This is a genomic window from Paraburkholderia sp. Tr-20389 (assembly GCF_017104565.1).
Lineage (GTDB): Bacteria > Pseudomonadota > Gammaproteobacteria > Burkholderiales > Burkholderiaceae > Paraburkholderia.
Genome location: NZ_JAAGPD010000037.1, coordinates 37,265 through 53,863, shown reverse-complemented (window position 1 = coordinate 53,863; position 16,599 = coordinate 37,265). Strand labels below are relative to the sequence as shown.

At 63.9% G+C, this 16,599-nt stretch carries 15 protein-coding genes; 8 read left to right on the top strand and 7 right to left on the bottom strand.

Annotation, left to right across the window (positions count from 1 at the left end; genetic code table 11):
- Positions 1–166: 166 nt before the first annotated feature.
- On the bottom strand, positions 167–1,183 hold the full coding sequence (locus tag G3N95_RS28345; RefSeq protein WP_205973408.1) for an aldo/keto reductase: 1,017 nt from the start codon (positions 1,181–1,183) through the stop codon (positions 167–169).
- 97 nt (positions 1,184–1,280) lie between these two features.
- On the opposite strand from G3N95_RS28345, the gene G3N95_RS28340 reads away from it, so the two are divergent.
- The gene (locus G3N95_RS28340; RefSeq protein WP_205973407.1) at positions 1,281–2,192 is read left to right on the top strand and encodes a LysR family transcriptional regulator; all 912 of its coding nucleotides are present in this window, start codon (positions 1,281–1,283) and stop codon (positions 2,190–2,192) included.
- Between the two features lie 15 nt (positions 2,193–2,207).
- On the opposite strand, the gene G3N95_RS28335 is transcribed toward G3N95_RS28340, so the two are convergent.
- From G3N95_RS28335 to G3N95_RS28325, 3 genes are all read right to left on the bottom strand, one after another.
- On the bottom strand, positions 2,208–2,471 hold the full coding sequence (locus G3N95_RS28335; protein ID WP_205973406.1) for a DUF2164 domain-containing protein: 264 nt from the start codon (positions 2,469–2,471) through the stop codon (positions 2,208–2,210).
- Between the two features lie 119 nt (positions 2,472–2,590).
- Positions 2,591–3,412, bottom strand: a complete 822-nt coding sequence (locus G3N95_RS28330; RefSeq protein WP_205973405.1) for an alpha/beta hydrolase — start codon at positions 3,410–3,412, stop codon at positions 2,591–2,593.
- Positions 3,413–3,637: 225 nt separating this feature from the next.
- The gene (locus G3N95_RS28325) at positions 3,638–3,838 is read right to left on the bottom strand and encodes a hypothetical protein (RefSeq protein WP_205973404.1); all 201 of its coding nucleotides are present in this window, start codon (positions 3,836–3,838) and stop codon (positions 3,638–3,640) included.
- A 291-nt stretch (positions 3,839–4,129) separates the two neighbouring features.
- On the opposite strand from G3N95_RS28325, the gene G3N95_RS28320 reads away from it, so the two are divergent.
- Complete coding sequence (locus G3N95_RS28320; RefSeq protein WP_205973403.1) at positions 4,130–5,317, top strand: polysaccharide pyruvyl transferase family protein; 1,188 nt, start codon at positions 4,130–4,132, stop codon at positions 5,315–5,317.
- A 19-nt stretch (positions 5,318–5,336) separates the two neighbouring features.
- On the opposite strand, the gene G3N95_RS28315 is transcribed toward G3N95_RS28320, so the two are convergent.
- The gene (locus G3N95_RS28315) at positions 5,337–6,002 is read right to left on the bottom strand and encodes a GntR family transcriptional regulator (protein ID WP_205973402.1); all 666 of its coding nucleotides are present in this window, start codon (positions 6,000–6,002) and stop codon (positions 5,337–5,339) included.
- A gap of 152 nt (positions 6,003–6,154) precedes the next feature.
- Here G3N95_RS28315 and pruA point away from each other — a divergent pair, with 152 nt between their 5' ends.
- From pruA to G3N95_RS28300, 3 genes are all read left to right on the top strand, one after another.
- Positions 6,155–7,768, top strand: a complete 1,614-nt coding sequence (gene pruA / locus G3N95_RS28310) for an L-glutamate gamma-semialdehyde dehydrogenase (protein ID WP_205973401.1) — start codon at positions 6,155–6,157, stop codon at positions 7,766–7,768.
- A gap of 99 nt (positions 7,769–7,867) precedes the next feature.
- Positions 7,868–9,034, top strand: coding sequence for a branched-chain amino acid ABC transporter substrate-binding protein (locus G3N95_RS28305; protein WP_205973400.1), 1,167 nt, complete (start codon positions 7,868–7,870; stop codon positions 9,032–9,034).
- A gap of 853 nt (positions 9,035–9,887) precedes the next feature.
- Positions 9,888–11,360, top strand: coding sequence for a sensor domain-containing diguanylate cyclase (locus G3N95_RS28300; RefSeq protein ID WP_205973399.1), 1,473 nt, complete (start codon positions 9,888–9,890; stop codon positions 11,358–11,360).
- Positions 11,361–11,390: 30 nt separating this feature from the next.
- Here G3N95_RS28300 and G3N95_RS28295 read toward each other — a convergent pair whose 3' ends face one another.
- Positions 11,391–11,717 carry a hypothetical protein gene (locus G3N95_RS28295; protein ID WP_205973398.1) on the bottom strand — a complete coding sequence of 109 codons (327 nt, stop codon included), beginning with the start codon at positions 11,715–11,717 and terminating at the stop codon, positions 11,391–11,393.
- 146 nt (positions 11,718–11,863) lie between these two features.
- Here G3N95_RS28295 and G3N95_RS28290 point away from each other — a divergent pair, with 146 nt between their 5' ends.
- A complete protein-coding gene (locus tag G3N95_RS28290; RefSeq protein WP_205973397.1) occupies positions 11,864–12,256 on the top strand; it encodes a VOC family protein in 393 nt (130 codons plus the stop codon).
- Positions 12,257–12,287: 31 nt separating this feature from the next.
- Here the strand turns inward: G3N95_RS28290 and G3N95_RS28285 are convergent, their stop codons facing one another.
- Positions 12,288–13,274, bottom strand: coding sequence for an AraC family transcriptional regulator (locus tag G3N95_RS28285; protein ID WP_205973396.1), 987 nt, complete (start codon positions 13,272–13,274; stop codon positions 12,288–12,290).
- A gap of 377 nt (positions 13,275–13,651) precedes the next feature.
- On the opposite strand from G3N95_RS28285, the gene G3N95_RS28280 reads away from it, so the two are divergent.
- Together G3N95_RS28280 and G3N95_RS28275 are read left to right on the top strand one after the other, a co-directional pair.
- A complete protein-coding gene (locus tag G3N95_RS28280) occupies positions 13,652–14,704 on the top strand; it encodes an NAD(P)-dependent alcohol dehydrogenase (RefSeq protein WP_205973395.1) in 1,053 nt (350 codons plus the stop codon).
- A gap of 187 nt (positions 14,705–14,891) precedes the next feature.
- Positions 14,892–15,851, top strand: a complete 960-nt coding sequence (locus tag G3N95_RS28275; RefSeq protein WP_205973394.1) for a LysR family transcriptional regulator — start codon at positions 14,892–14,894, stop codon at positions 15,849–15,851.
- The last annotated feature ends 748 nt before the right edge of the window (positions 15,852–16,599 follow it).

Below are 16,599 nucleotides of genomic sequence, written 5' to 3'. Positions count from 1 at the left end.
CAGTGTAGCAACAAGCCCGGCTCGCCGCAGCGCGTCGCGCGATGATTGCGTGAGCCGTGCCGCCCGCCTGGCGATTGCGTCGGGATCGCGTCGACAGGCGCCACGATGACGCCGGGCCGGCCGCGCGAAGCGCAACGACCCGCTCGCCCCATTCACGTTCGATGCATCAGTGCGCAGCGCCCTTCTCGCTGTCGAGATGCGCCATCTGCGCGGCCGCATAGCGCTCGCCCGCTGCTGCGCCCTTCGGCACCGCTTGCTCGATGGCCGCGAGTTCGCCCTCATCCAGCTTCACGTCGAGCGCGCCGAGCGCTTCCGTCAGCCGGTCGCGCCGCCGTGCGCCGACCAGCGGCACGATATCGTCGCCTTGCGCGGCCACCCAGGCGATTGCGATCTGCGCGACGGAGACGCCCTTGGCATCCGCGATCTTGCGCAGCGCTTCGACGAGCGCCAGATTGCGGTCGACATTCTCGCCCTGGAAGCGCGGGCTCATCGCACGGAAATCGCCCTTGCCCGCCGCCGCGTCCTTCTGCCAGTGCCCGCTGATGAGTCCGCGCGACAGCACGCCGTAAGCGGTCACGCCGATGCCGAGTTCGCGCAGCGTCGGCAGGATCTCGTCTTCGATGCCGCGCGAAATCAGCGAGTATTCGATCTGCAAGTCGCAGATCGGCGTGACGGATGCCGCCTTGCGGATCGTCGTCGCGCCGACCTCGGACAGCCCGACGTGCCGCACATAGCCCGCCTGCACCATCTCCGCGATCGCGCCGACCGTGTCTTCGATGGGCACGTTCGGATCGAGCCGCGCCGGACGATAGACGTCGATGCGATCGACGCCCAGCCGCTGCAACGAATACGCGAGGAAGTTCTTCACGGCCGCCGGGCGCGCGTCGTACGCGGTCCAGCCGCCCGCAGGATCACGCATCGCGCCGAACTTCACGCTGACGAGCGCGTTGTCGCGCCGAGATGCCGGCGCACGCTTCAACGCCTCGCCGAGCAGGATCTCGTTGTGCCCCGAACCGTAGAAGTCGCCCGTATCGAACAGCGTAATGCCCGCTTCGAGCGCGGCGTGAATCGTCGCGATGCTCTCTGCGCGGTCGGCCGGGCCGTACATGCCCGACATGCCCATGCAGCCGAGGCCGATTGCCGAACTGGCCGGGCCTGTCTTGCCAAGTTGCAGTTGCTTCATGTCCGTTCTCTCCGTGGATGTTGAAGCGCAGTATCCGCGCAAACCGACCGTGCGATAATCCGCCTCAATCCGAATGCCCCGTGCGGAAACCCGAACAATGGTCGAACCCGATCTGGCCGATCTGAAAGCCTTTGTCGCCGTCACGGCCGCGCGCGGCTTCCGCAACGCGGCGTCCACAGGCGGCGTGTCCGCCTCGTCGCTGAGCGAAGCCGTCAGGCGTCTCGAGCAGCAGTTGGGCGTGCGCCTCTTGAACCGGACCACGCGCAGCGTCACGCCCACGGAAGCCGGCCAGCGCCTGTTCGAACGGCTCGCGCCTGCGTTCGGTGAAATCTCGACGGCGCTCGACGCGATCAACGTGTTCCGCGACAGTCCCACGGGCACGCTGCGCCTGAACGTACCGTCGATCGCCGCGCGCGAAATCCTGCCCGCGCTGCTGTCGCGCTTTCTCGCGGAGCATCCCGGCATCACCGTCGAGGTGGCGTCGAACGACACCTTCATCGACATCCTCGCGGCGGGTTTCGATGCGGGCATCCGCTACGACGAACGCCTGGAGCGGGACATGATCGCCGTCCCCATCGGCCCGCCCATGCAGCGCATGATCGCGGCCGCGTCGCCCGGGTACTTGCAGCAGCACGGCGAGCCCCGCCATCCCGACGAACTGGTGCGGCACGCGTGCATCGGCCATCGCTTCGAAAGCGGTGTGCTGGCCGTATGGGAGTTCACGCGCGGCGACGAGACCGTGCGGATCGTGCCGAACGGGCCCATCGTGGCTTCCGTGATCGACATCCAGCGGCGCGTGGCCGTGGACGGACTCGGCATCGTGTATTCGTTCGACGAGTTCCTGCGTCCCGCGCTCGACGACGGCACGCTCGTGCCGATCCTGCACGACTGGTGGCAGTCGTTTACCGGGCCGCGTCTGTACTATGCGAGCCGCGAGCACATGCCCGCGCCGCTGCGCGCCTTCGTCGATTTCGTGTTGCGCGACAATCGCAGCCGCGACGCGGCGTGAAGTAAAAAGCGCGATTCAGCGCCGCTTGCCATACTTCTTCCAGTAGCCGAACGTGTCTTCGTGACACTCGATGTCCAGTTCAGCCACGCGTGCATGCATGCGCTCCTGTGCGTCCTGCACCGCGAGGTTGTAGATCACCGGGCCGATTTCCTCGACGAAGAACGCGAGTAGCGCACCTGCCTGGATATTGCCGATCGGCTCGTCCATGTTCTCCGCGAAGTAGCGCTGCAACGAAGCGATTGCTTCGTTGCGCACGTCCTTGTCCAGTTCGATTGCCATGCGTGTTCATCCTCGTGTTGCAGCGTGTTGCCTGCATCGGGCGATGCAGCACTGCGGATGAAACAGCAAAGCGGCGCGTCCCGCAAGGGGCGCGCCGCTTTCAGCCGAGGTTGCCGTCTTCAGCTATTGATGAACGCGAGCAGATCGGCGTTGACCTTGTCGGCTTCCGTCACGCACATGCCGTGCGAGCCGCCTTCGTAGATCTTCAACGTCGCGTTCTTGACGATCTTCGCCGACAGCTTGCCGGCTGCGTCGATGGGCACGATCTGGTCGTCGTCGCCGTGCAGGATCAGCGTCGGCACGTCGAACTTCTTCAGGTCTTCCGTGTAATCGACTTCCGAGAACTCGCGGATGCACTGATACTGGCCGTGAATGCCGCCCGCCATGCCCTGGGCCCAGAACACGTCGATCGTGCCTTGCGACACTTTCGCGCCCGGCCGGTTGAAGCCGAAGAACGGCACCGCGAGATCCTTATAGAACTGCGAGCGGTTATCGGTGACGCCCTTGCGGATGCCGTCGAACACGTCCATCGGCAGGCCGCCCGGATTCGCTTCCGTTTTCAGCATTAGCGGCGGCACCGCGCCGATCAGCACCGCCTTCGCGACGCGCTTCGTGCCATGACGGCCGATGTAGTGGGCGACTTCGCCGCCGCCCGTCGAATGGCCGACGAGCGTCGCGCCCTGGATGTCGAGCGCGTCGAGCAGCGCGGCGAGATCGTCGGCGTAGGTGTCCATGTCGTTGCCGTTCGACGGCTGGTCCGAGCGCCCATGACCCCGGCGATCATGCGCGATCACGCGAAAGCCGTTCTGCAGCAGGAACAGCATCTGCGCATCCCATGCGTCGGCATCGAGCGGCCAGCCGTGCGAAAAGACGACGGGACGGCCCGTACCCCAATCCTTGTAGAAAATCTGCGTGCCATCTTTTGTGGTGATCGTGCTCATCCGGTTTCGCTCCATTGGGTGTAGACGCATCGCGCCGCACTGCGGCGGGCGGGTTGATCGCTGGACAAAACGGCAGGACGGCGACACGCAGCACATCGAGCCGTTCGACTCGATGCACGCGCATACATCTCGGCCGTCCCTTCGATTATCGACGGCCATGTTACAGCGCGATAAAACATCCTTCAGATGAGGTGCTTTCGACGCGGACCAGCGAGCAAGAGCGCTTCAATGTGCTTCCCGCGGCTTCGCACTCGCGACGCGCGTGTCCTGCGCCACGAGGGTCGGCGCGGGTATGGTGGCGGTGTCGCTGCCCGTCTCCATGTCGTTGTGATGCGAGACGACCGCCCTGACGCCGGCTTCGGCGGCCGGCGTCGCGACATAGGGAACGAACGCCGAAATGGCGACGACGATCAGGTAGGTAAACATGATGCATCCCCTGCAACCAGCGTCGCTGCGGTGCCCGTGTTCCCGGGCAGCAGGATGGTTGCGTTTTGCGAGGCATGAAGGGGCGCACCGGCATGCCGGCGCGCTGCAGACTGATCGTCGCCCACACGCGAATTGCGTGTACCCTCCGAACAGCATCCAGTGACTTGTATGAAGCTTTGCACCGATATCACCGACGACCGGTTAATTCGATTCGTAGGGCATGGATATGCGAAAGTCAACTCGACGATCGCGGCGTGCGCGGCACGCGCTACGTGATGGCGGATTCGCTCGATGACGGCACATCCGTTACCCGTGGTTCTGTTCGGCGCGTTCGACCGGCACAACTTCGGCGACATGCTGTTCGCCCATGTCGCTGCAAGCCTGCTCGCGGACCGGAGCGTGCGCTTCGCGGGTCTCGCGGCACGCGATCTGCGCGCGCAAGGCGGGCATCGTGTCGAAGCGCTTCGACCGTGGCACGAACGTGCGGTCGATCTGCTGCATGCCGGCGGAGAGATTCTCGCCTGCGACGCGTGGGAAGCAGCTGTGATGCTGCAATCGCCGGAACACGCGCAGCGGCTCATCGCATCGCGGCAGCACGATCGCTTCGGATGGGCGCAACGCGTGCTCGGCACGCGCGAGCGTGCGCCGTATGTGGTGTCGAAGCATGAATTGCCGAGCGCCGTGCGCGTGCTATTCAATGCGGTCGGCGGTGTCGCGCTCGACGTTCGCGACGCGGCGTTGCGCGACGAAGTGCTCGCCAAACTCGCGCGTGCCGACGACATCAGCGTGCGCGATTTTCATACGCAGGCGCTGCTCGCGAAGTTCGGAATCAACGCGCGGCTCGCGCCCGATTGCGCCGTGCTGGTCGCCGACCTGTGCGGCGACACGATACGCGCGCATGCAAACGAAACGGCGCTCATGCAACTGCGCGATGCCGCACCGTCCGGCTATCTCGCCGTGCAGTTCAGCGCCGATTTCGCCGACGACGCAACGCTCGCGCGGATCGCCGCGCAACTGGACCTCGCGGCCGACGCGCATCGCCTCGCCGTCGTGCTGTTCCGCGCCGGCGCGGCGCCGTGGCACGACGATCTGGCGTGTCTGGAGCGCACGGCCGCGCGCATGCGCGCGCCTCACGTGCACGTCTTCCGTTCGCTGAATATCTGGGACATCTGTGCGTTGATCGCGCACAGCCGCGGCTATATCGGCAGCAGCCTGCATGGGCGGATCGTCGCAATCGCGCATGCGCTGCCGCGCATCAATCTGCTGCGCGACGAAGACTTCGCGCGGCCATGCAAGCAGATCGCTTTCGCGCAAACATGGGAGGACGCGAACGCGCCCATCGCCGTGCGCGTGAACGAGATCGCGGATGGCATCGACGCCGCGATGTCCGTCGAGCCCGAATGCCTGACGCACACCGCAGAACGACTCGTCACGCTCTGCCGCGCCGGATTTCAAACGACGGCTTCTCATCTGCGCTGAACCTCGCGCCATCCGGCACTCAAGCTTTGGCATGCCGCGCGGCCGCCATCACTTCGCGTTTCGTATCGAGAATGTGCCGCTCGATCAGCGTCACCACTTCGTCGACCGCGCGCCGCTTGCATGCATCGACGATCTCGTAGTGATCGCGCTGCACGTCGCCCTTCTCCGTATCCAGCGACATGCGCAGATGCGGATAGCGGTTCGTCGTGCTCAGGCAGTACTCCTCGATCATCTTGCGCAAACGCGCGTTGTTGGCGGGCGCGCACAACGCGAGGTGGAACTGCCGGTTGCATTCGGCCCACTCGGCAGGCGTCGTCGCCACGTCGTACGACGCGAGGATGCGCTTCATCGCCTCGATATCCGCCGCCACCATGTTCGGCACCGCGAGTTTCGCCGCGTACGTTTCGAGCGCGGCGCGGATGTCGAGCAGTTCGCAGATCTCGGTCGTCGACATCGCGATCACGACCGCCCCGCGATTGACCTGATAGCTGACGAGCCCTTCCGCCTCCAGCTGCCGGAGCGCTTCGCGCACGGGGATACGGCTCGCGCCGAAACGCTCGGCGAGATTTTCCTGGCGCAGCTGGGTGCCGGGCGGCAACACGCCGCGCAGGATGTCTTCGCGCAACTGGTCGCGGATCGTCTGGGGCAGCGAACGGGTGTCCGCCTTGGCCTGCTCTGTCGTCATAAATGAAGAAATGGTGGGGAAGCCGGCCGAGCGCCGGCCGACGAAAAAAGTTGTCGTCTATTTTATGTGCTGCTAGGATTGGATCCAATTTACTAACTTATGGATACATTCAGGTCAGACCTGAATCCGATTTCTCCCTTTCCGAGGTAGTCATGGCAGTGGTCGAAGCGCCCAGAAACGAACCGATATTAGCTTATCCGCCCGGCTCGCCCGAACGCGCGGCGTTGGCCGCCGCGCTTGCGCAGCAGGCGGGCGAGGCCGTGCAGGTGCCCGTGGTGGTCGGCGGAAAAAGAATCGCAGGCGGCGTTGCTCGTGCGTTGACCAGCCCGCACGAGCATCGGCGCGTGCTCGCCGAAGTTCATCAGGCGAGCGCGGACGATGTCGCCGCCGCCATCCGCGCGGCCGCCGATGCGCAGCGCGAATGGGCGCAATGGTCGTTCGAGGACCGCGCCGCCGTGTTCCTGAAAGCCGCCGATCTGCTGAGCGGCCCGTGGCGCGCCAGACTGAACGCGGCGACGATGCTCGGCCAGAGCAAGACCGTGCAGCAGGCGGAAATCGATTCCGCGTGCGAACTGATCGACTTCCTGCGCTGGAACGTCGCCTTTGCCCGCAGCCTGCAGACGATGCAGCCCGTCTCGCCCGACGGCGTGCGCAACGCGCTCGACTATCGGCCGCTGGAAGGCTTCGTCTATGCCGTGACGCCGTTCAACTTCACGGTGATCGGCGGCAATCTCGCGTGCGCGCCGGCGCTGATGGGCAATACCGTGCTGTGGAAGCCCGCCGCGACGGCCGCGCTCTCCAACTATTACGTGCTCGAACTGCTCGAAGCGGCGGGCCTGCCGCCCGGCGTGATCAATTTCCTGCCGGGCGAGGCGTCGACGGTGTCGTCGGTGGCGCTGGCGTCCGAGGCGTTCGCGGGGCTGCATTTCACCGGCTCGACGGCCGTCTTCGATTCGCTCTGGCGCGCCGCGTCCGAACGGCTCGCGACGTATCGCAGCTATCCGCGCCTCGTCGGCGAAACGGGCGGCAAGGATTTCGTGCTCGCGCATCCGTCGGCCGATGTGCCCTCGCTCGTGATCGCATTGCTGCGCGGGGCGTTCGAGTACCAGGGACAAAAGTGCAGCGCGGCCTCGCGCGCGTACATTCCGGCGTCGCTGTGGCCCGCCGTGAAGGAACAGCTGCTCGACCAGCTCGCCACCGTCAGCATGGGCGACGTCGCCGATTTCTCGACGTTCATGGGCGCGGTGATCGACCGCAACGCATTCGACCGCATCGCGGGTCATATCGGCCGCGCGCTCGATGCGGGCGATGCGCACGTGATCGCGGGCGGCGGCTGCGACGACCGCACGGGCTACTTCATCGAGCCGACCGTGATCCAGGTCGACGATCCCGCCTGCGTGACGATGCGCGAGGAAATCTTCGGGCCGGTGCTGTCGGTGTACGTGTATCGCGACGAGGCCTGGGACGACGTGCTGAAACTCGTCGATACGACGAGCCCGTATGCGCTCACGGGCGCCGTGTTCGCGCAGGACCGCGCGGCCATTGTCGACGCGGACCGCGCACTGCGCTTCGCGGCGGGCAATTTCTATGTGAACGACAAGCCGACGGGCGCCGTCGTCGGCCAGCAGCCGTTCGGCGGCGCGCGCCGCAGCGGCACCAACGACAAGGCCGGTTCGGCGCTGAACCTGATGCGCTGGGTATCGCCGCGCACGATCAAGGAAACGTACGTGCCGCCCACCGACTACCGCTACGCGCACATGGCCTGAGCGCCTTTCTTTCGCTGTACCCCTGCGGGACGGACGCCGCGCGACAGGCGCGCGGCGCGAGCCGTCCTGCGTCCAACACAAACGTGAGGAGAAGACCAGATGTCCCAACGCATCGATGTTGTCAGCCGCCGCCGTCCCCTGTTCGCGCTCAGCGCGATCGCCTGTGCGCTGCTGGGCGGCGCCGCGTTCGCGCAGGAGCCGCAGGAAGTGAAGATCGGGTTCGCTGCGCCGCTGACGGGTGGCCAGGCGCATTACGGCGCTGACTTCCGCAGCGGCGTGCAACTGGCGATCGAGGACTTCAACGCGACGAGCCCCGTGATCGGCGGCAAGCCGGTGCGTTTCGTCCTCGACGCCGCCGACGACCAGGCCGACCCGCGCCAGGGCACGACGGTCGCGCAGAAGCTGGTCGACGACGGCGTGGTCGCCGTGCTCGGCCATTTCAACTCGGGCACGTCGATTCCCGCTGCGCCCATTTACGCGCGCGCCGGCATTCCGGAACTTGCGACGGCGACGGCGCCCGCGTACACGCGCCAGAATCTGCCGACGACGTTCCGCCTCGTCACGTCCGACTCGCAGCAGGGCAGCGTGCTCGGCGCGTATGTCGTGAGGGATCTGAAGCTGCGCAAGATCGCGATCGTCGACGACCGCACGGCATATGGCCAGGGTGTCGCCGAAGAGTTCGCGAAGGCCGCGAAGGCTGCGGGCGCAACGATCGTCGCGCAGGAGTTCACCAACGACAAGGCCGTCGATTTCCGTTCGATTCTCACGCATATCAAGTCGTCGGATGCCGATGCGATTTTCTATGGCGGTGCCGATACGCAGGCTGCGCCGTTCCTCAAGCAGATGAAGACGCTGGCCATGAAGGCGACGCTGATCGGGCCGGACATGATTCATTCCGACGAGTTGCTGAAGATTGCCGGTACAGCTGCAGAAGGGACCCTCGCTTCGTCGGGCGGAAGTCCGCTGGAACAGATGCCGGGCGGCAAGTCGTATGTGGAGCGCTACAAGAAGCGCTTCAACAAGGAGGTCGAACTGTATTCGCCGTATGCGTATGATGGCGCGATGGCGGTTTTTGCCGCGATGAAGAAGGCTGATTCGACGGATCCCAAGCAGTATTTGAGTGCGCTCAAGGGCACTAATGCCAGGGGCGTGACGACGAATGAACTCGCTTACGATCAGTATGGGGATCTGAAGTACGGCGGTGTGACCGTCTATAAGGTTGTGGGCGGGAAGTGGTTCCCGTTGCAGACTGTGGGTACGAAGTAAGCGTCTTTTTTGTCTGCGACGCAGTCGACGTTCTTGCCTTCTCGGTGTGGGCTTCGCCGGTTGGGCTTTGGCTCTGCCGCTTTCGCTGGCATCCGCGGTTTGCCTTCGTGGTTCATGCGTCGCCCCTGTGCGGGGCGGCACCTACTTTTCTTTGCAGCGGCAAAGAAAAGTAGGCAAAAGAAAGCCGCTCACACCGCCAATCCTTGTTCTTGCCTGCGGGCCCCCAACGGGTCCCGCACTCCACACGGCAACACATTGTTTTGCGCCCGTTGCCAGCGCCTCGAACAGGCGCACAACCCGCTCCAGTCACCCGCAGGCAGCCAGCGGCAGCGACCCGTCACCGCCGCCCAGGTGGCAAACTGTGTGTAGGTTATTGCACTGCATGCGTTCGCGCTCCTACGACACCGATCCCGCTTTTCAGTCCGGAGTGGTGCACTTGCATCGCGATGGCCGACACACAGTTTGCCACCTGGGCTGCCGTGGACTTCCTGGTAATGCGGGCCATGACGCGGGCATGTGAAGTGGGTTATGCGTGAGTTAGCACGCTGGCAACGGGCGCAAACAAGCGCGTTGCCGCGTGGGGTGCGGGACCCGCTGGGGACCCGCAGGCAAGAACACGGGCTGGCGGTGTGAGCGGCTTTCTTTTGCCTACTTTTCTTTGCCGCTGCAAAGAAAAGTAGGTGCCGCCCCGCACAGGGGCAACGCGTGAAGTACGAAGGCAAAACGCGGATGCCAGCGCACGCGCATACCCGGATGCCAGCAAAACCGGCAACTCAAACAACGACGTCGAATTTTCTCCATTGCCACATGGCACCGTAAAATAGCGAGAAAACAGACTTTGGACCCGTCCGTGATGCCCACCCCAACCAGCCCGCGCAGCCCCACCTCCGACGATCAGGAAATGTTCGATCTCGCGCCCGTGGCGCTGTGGCTCGAAGACTTCAGCGGGGTAAAAGCGCTATTCGAAGACTGGCGCTCCCAAGGCGTGACGGATCTACGCGCTCACGTCGGTAACGACGTAACCCGCGTAGCCGAATGCGCAAGCCGCATCCGCGTCATCAAGGTCAACCAGAAAACACTCAGCCAATTCGAAGCCGCAGATTTCAGCACGCTGACAGACAACCTGTCAGCCGTCTTCCGCGACGACATGCTGATCACCCACCTCGAAGAACTCTGCCAGCTGTGGTCCGGCCAGCAACACTTCACCAGCCAGACAGTCAACTACACGCTCGGCGGCCGGCGTCTCGACGTGCTCCTCAAAGGCCAGGTCCTGCCCGGCCACGAAGAGCGCTGGGACCGCGTGCTGGTGTCGACGGAAGACATCACCGAACTGGAAGGCGCTCGCCATCGCGTGACAACGGCCGAACAATACGTGCGCGGGCTGTTCGAATACTCGCCCGTATCGCTGTGGGTCGAAGATTTCAGCGCCGTCAAACGGCTGCTCGACGAGGCCCGCGCCGCCGGCATCACGGATTTCCGCACCTTCACCGACGTCCATCCGGAATTCGTCGAGCGCTGCATGGCGGAGATTCATGTGCTCGACGTCAACCAGCACACGCTGGACATGTTCGCCGCCCCCGACAAAAAAACGCTGCTCGGCCGCCTGCCCGAAGTCTTCCGCGACGACATGCGCCCGCATTTCCGCGAGCAGCTGATCGATCTGTGGGACGGCAAGCTCTTCCAGCAGCGCGAAGTGCTCAACTATTCGCTCGAAGCCAACGAGGTGCACGTGCACCTGCAGTTCTCGGTGCTGCCCGGCCACGAACGCAACTGGGATCTCGTGCTCGTCGCGCTCACCGACATCACCGCACGCAAGAAGGCCGAAGCGTATCTGGAGTTTCTCGGCAAGCACGACGTGCTGACCAAGCTGCGCAACCGTTCGTTCTACGTCGATGAACTCAACCGGCTGGAGCGCAAAGGGCCGTTCCCCGTGACGGTCGTGATGGCCGACCTCAATGGCCTGAAGCGCGTCAACGACCAGCTCGGTCACGCGGCGGGCGATGCACTGCTGCGCCGCGCCGGCGAAGTGCTCGCGAAGGCGATGGAAACACCCTTCAACGCGGCGCGCATCGGCGGCGACGAGTTCGCGATCCTGTTGCCCGGCACCGACGAGCGCGGCGGCGCAGCGATGATCGAGACGATCCGCCAGCTGGTCGATCTGAACAACCAGTTCTATCCGGGCTCGCCAATCAGCTTCTCGATGGGCATGGCGACGGTGCAACGTGGCGAACGCATCGAAGCAGGCGTGCAGCGCGCCGACCTGCTGATGTACGAGGAAAAGCGCGCGCACTACACGTCGCAGGAAGCAGGCAGCGCGCAGAAGTGAGCGGTCCTCTCCGCATGGCGCGCGGCATGCTCAGTTCTTCAGAGGCACATGCACAGGCACGCCATACGTATCGACGATGCGCCTGTCCTGCTCCGCCGCGGAAAACAGCTCCCATTCGAGCCCGTTCACGTCGATGCTGCTCGAATAGCCTTCGACTGTGTCGTCCTCGAAACCGACGTGCCGCAACTGCCCTGCTTTTTCCGGCTTTTCATTGATCGAAAAGTTGAGCAGGTCGGTGCGCCACATTGCGTACTGCCCCGGCACGACCGCCGACGGCGGCTGGCCGAGACGGCGGCTGTAGTCGTCGATCGATGCGTCGAGGTTCGCAACGGCCAATGCAATGTGAAAGCGCTTCATGAACGGGCTCCGCAATGTGGTTGAAGTGACGTGAGTCGACAGCGCGATCATCGTAGCCACGACGCACATGCGTAGCCAGATCAGCAATCATGCTGGTATCGGCGTTACCCGCCTTTACGTTTCCGTCTGACAAGGAGCCGCATTCGATGCTTTCCCACGTGTTTATCGGCGTCAACGATTTCGAGCAGGCGTTTGATTTCTATTCGACGTTACTCGCCGAGCTAGGGCTCGCTTTGAAGTTCCGCGAAGACGACAGGCCGTGGGCAGGATGGATGAAGCCCGGTATCGCGCGGCCGCTGTTTCTCGTCGGCAGGCCGTTCGACGGTCAGCCTGCCGTGCCGGGCAACGGCCCAATGGTCGCGCTGCTGGCAGCGGACCGCCTCACCGTCGATCGCGTGCACGCAACGGCGCTCGCACAGGGCGCCGCCTGCGAAGGGCCGCCGGGGCTGCGCCCCGAATATCACGCGAACTACTACGGCGCGTACTTTCGCGATCCCGACGGCAACAAGCTTTGCGTGTGCTGTCACGACCCTGCATGACAGCACCACAGGGCACGCGCGATACGAGGCTTCAGTTCGTCGTCACGTACTTGCGCGCGGCCGTGACGGGGCGCTGAGGCGGCGGCACGACTGGGTCGAGCGTACCGCGCATGCGCTTGACTTCATCGACGGGGCTCAAGCCGAACAGGCGCTTGAACTCGCGGCTGAACTGCGACGCGCTTTCGTAGCCGACGCGCGCCGCCGCCGCGCTCGCATTCAGCCCGTCCTGAACCATCAGCAGACGCGCGTGATGCAGGCGCGTGGTCTTCACGTACTGCATCGGTGAAGTGGAGGTGACGTTCTTGAACTGCGCATGAAACACGGCGAGGCTCATGCCCGATTCGCGCGCGAGCGTTTCGACATCGAGATCGCCGTCGTACTCCGTATGAATGCGCCGCAGCGCCTTCGCGATGCGCCCGAAATGATGCTGATGCGTGAGTGCCGCTCGAATCGCGTCGCCCTGCACGCCCGTCAGCACGCGATAGCAGATCTCGCGCACGATCGACGGCGCGAGAATGCGCGCATCGAACGGCGACACCAGCGCTTCGAGCAGACGCAACACAGCATCGCCGAGCGGCTCGTCGAGCGGCGTCGAGTAGATGCCGCGCGGCTCGCTGTCGACGGCGCCGTGCGTCTCGTTGAGCAGCATCAGCAGTTCGGCCACCATCGTCAGATCGACGCGAATCGAAATGCCGAGAAACGGCTCGTCGATGCTCGCTTCCGTCTCGCATTCGAACGGCAGCGGCACGGACAGCACGAGATACTGCTGCGCGTCGTAGATATACGACTGCTCGCCCAGATAGCCGCGCTTGCGCCCCTGACAGACAATGACGATGCTCGGCTCGTACATCACCGGGCGGCGCGGCATCGGATGATTCGCGCGCAGAAACTTGACGCCTTCGAGCGGCGCATCCGTCATGCCCTCGGCGGGCGCAAGCGTGCGCAGCAGTTCGACCATGCGCTGCTGGGGCGTGCGCGCCGCGAGCGGCGCGCCATGTGAATGTTTTGTGTCGGACATGATGAAATCCATTTGGCGAAACCATGCGGGGCCAGAGAATATGGCTTGAAATCTAGCATTAAATGGTCTATCGCGGAGGCCGCCAGGAGAATTAGGCAAACCTTCAAGACGTTCAGGTATTCCCTGGGCCACGCCCGGTCCCTAACATGGGAACCCTGTCGCAAAGCCCGCTTCCTGTCCGCGACACCCGTCCATCGCCTCGCACGAGGCATCCGCGCTGCGCGTTGCCCTGCATCGCGCGTTTTGCGCTCCACGGACGGTTCTCACGCCGGACATCCCGCGCGCCACGGCGCACGACAGATTCACCCGCCGCGCTTGCAGGTCGCTTACAGACCGCGCGGCGACTCGCGCAATTGCACTATCGAGCTGGAGCATTCATGACCACGACCTACGCCTATGCCGCAACCGACGCTCAATCGAAACTCGCGCCGTTCGAATTTCAGCGTCGCGATCTACGCGAACACGATGTACAGATGGAAGTCCTGTTTTGCGGCGTCTGTCATTCGGACCTGCATCAGGCACGCAACGAATGGAAGAACACGATTTTCCCGGTTGTGCCCGGCCATGAGATCGTCGGCCGCGTGACGAACGTCGGGTCGCAGGTGACGAAATACAAGGTGGGCCAACTGGTCGGCGTCGGCTGTCTGGTCGATTCGTGCCGCACCTGCCCGAGCTGCCAGGAAGGTCTCGAACAGTATTGCGAGAACGGCTTCGTCGGCACGTACAACGGCAACGACCGTCAGACGGGCGCCGTGACGTACGGCGGCTATTCGACGCAACTCGTCGTCGATGAAGACTTCGTGCTGCGCGTGCCGGAGAACCTCGATCCAGCGGGCGTCGCGCCGCTGCTGTGCGCGGGCATCACGCTCTATTCGCCGCTGCGCACGTGGGGCGCGGGTCCCGGCAAGAAGGTCGGCATCGTCGGTCTGGGCGGCCTCGGCCACATGGGCGTGAAGCTCGCGCATGCGATGGGCGCGCACGTCGTGCTGTTCACGACGTCGGCATCGAAGATCGAAGATGCAAAGCGTCTCGGTGCGGACGAAGTGGTGATCTCGAAGAACCCGGCGGAGATGGAAGCGCATGTGAACAGCTTCGATCTGATCGTCAACACGGTTGCCGCGCAGCACGATCTGAATCCGTTCATCAACCTGCTGAAGCGTGACGGCACGCTGACGCTGGTGGGGGCGCCGGAACACGACCATCCGTCGCCGCAGGTGTTCAACCTGATCATGAAGCGCCGCCGTCTGGCGGGGTCGCTGATCGGCGGCATTGCGGAGACACAGGAAATGCTGGACTTCTGCGGCAAGCACGGCATCACCTCGGACATCGAGATGATCCAGATGCAGCAGATCAATGAAGCATATGAGCGCATGTTGAAGAGCGATGTGAAGTACCGCTTCGTCATCGATCTCGACTCGCTCCGCAAGTAACGGGCAGCAGGACCCAACAGGACCAGATTCGCGCTTCACCCCCTCCTTCCAGGCCGTGCAGGACGGCGGCCTGTCCCTGCTTCCCGCCTCGCATCAGTCATTGCGTTTGCAGTACCGGCGCGCCGTCACCTCATGACGGCGCACGCCGCGGTGTTTTCTGCTGGTTTGTCTTCAACAGGAGAGTTCCGTGATCGACCGTATTCAGGCGATGCGCACGTTCATGCGTATCGTCGATACCAACAGCTTCACCCGCGCGGCGGAGTCGCTGGAAATTCCGCGCGCGACGGCAACCACCATTGTGCAGAACCTGGAAGCGCTGCTCGGCACGACGCTGCTCGTGCGCACGACGCGGCGTCTGAGTCTCACGCCGGAAGGCGCGGCCTATTACGAGCGTTGCGCGCAGATTCTCGCCGATATCGACGAGATGGAAGCGACGCTGCGCCAGACGCTCGACAATCCGAGCGGACGTCTGCGCGTCGAAATGCCGGGCGCCGTTGCGACTTCGATCGTGCTGCCTGCGCTCGATGATTTTCACGAGCGCTATCCGTCGATCGATCTCGCGATCGGCGTGAGTCATCGCAACGTCGATCTGGTCGGCGAAGCGGTGGATTGCAGTATCCAGCTGGGCGAGTTGCCCGATTCGGGCCTGGCTGCGAAGCGGCTCGGGACGCTGGAGCACGTGACGTGTGCGAGTCCTGCTTATCTTGAACGATACGGGATGCCTGAAAGTCTCGATGACCTGTCGGGACATGTTGCCGTGAACTGCATGTCGGCGCTAACGGGGCGCGCGGTCGACTTCGACTTCGATGTCGGCGGCAGTCCGTTGACCGTGAAGGTGAATGGCTTCATCAAGGTCAGCGACGAGCATGCGTATTTGACCTGCGGGTTGCAGGGGCTTGGGTTGATCCAGCCTGCACGCATTGCTGCGCAAGCTCTGCTCGACAAGGGCTTGTTACGTGAGGTTTTGCCGCAGTGGAAGCCGGTGCCGATGTCTGTTTCGGTTGCTTATGTGAAGGGGCGGCGTGTGTCGCCGCGGGTCAGAGCCTTCGTGGATTGGCTCGCTGAGCTGTTCGAACATCAGGGGCATGTCGAGGCGGATTTGTCACGGGTCAGGATGTTGATGCAGGGCCGCTTGCATGCGGCGTGATGCTTTTTTTCTGCGACGCAGTCGCCATTCTGGGTTTTCTTTGCTGGCATCCGCGGTTTCGCGTGCTGGCATCCGCGTTTTGGTGTTGGTAGTTCATGCGTTGCCCCTGTGCGGGGCGGCACTTACTTTCTTTGCCGCCGCAAAGAAAGTAAGCAAAGAAAGCGGGCTAACACCGCCAATGCTAGTTATTGCCTGCGGGCCCCCAACAGTTCTTACACTTCACGCGGCAACGTGCTTGTTCGCGCGCGTTGCCAGCGTGCTAACTCACGCATCACCCGCTTCACACTCCCGCGTCACGGACCGCGTTACCAGACATCCACGGCCGCCCAGGTGGCAAACTGTGTGTAGGCCGTCGCGATCGAAGTGCACCACTCCGGGCTGAAAAGCGGGATCGGTGTCGTAGGAGCGCGAACGCATGCAGTGCAATAACCTACACACAGTTTGCCACCTGGGTGGCGCAGACGGGTCGCTGCCGCTCGGTGCGCTACGGGTGACTGGAGTGGGTGATGCGCCGGTTCGAGGCGCTGGCAACGGGCGCAAAACAAAGTATTGCCGTGTGGAGTGCGGGACCCGTTGGGGGCCCGCAGGCAGGAACACGGGCTGGCGGGGTTAGCCCGCTTTCTTTGCTTACTTTCTTTGCGGCGGCAAAGAAAGTAAGTGCCGCCCCGCACAGGGGCAACGCATGAACACCGACATGAAAAAGCGGATGCCAGCAAAAGCGCAGAGCGAAAACCAAAAGGCGAAGCCC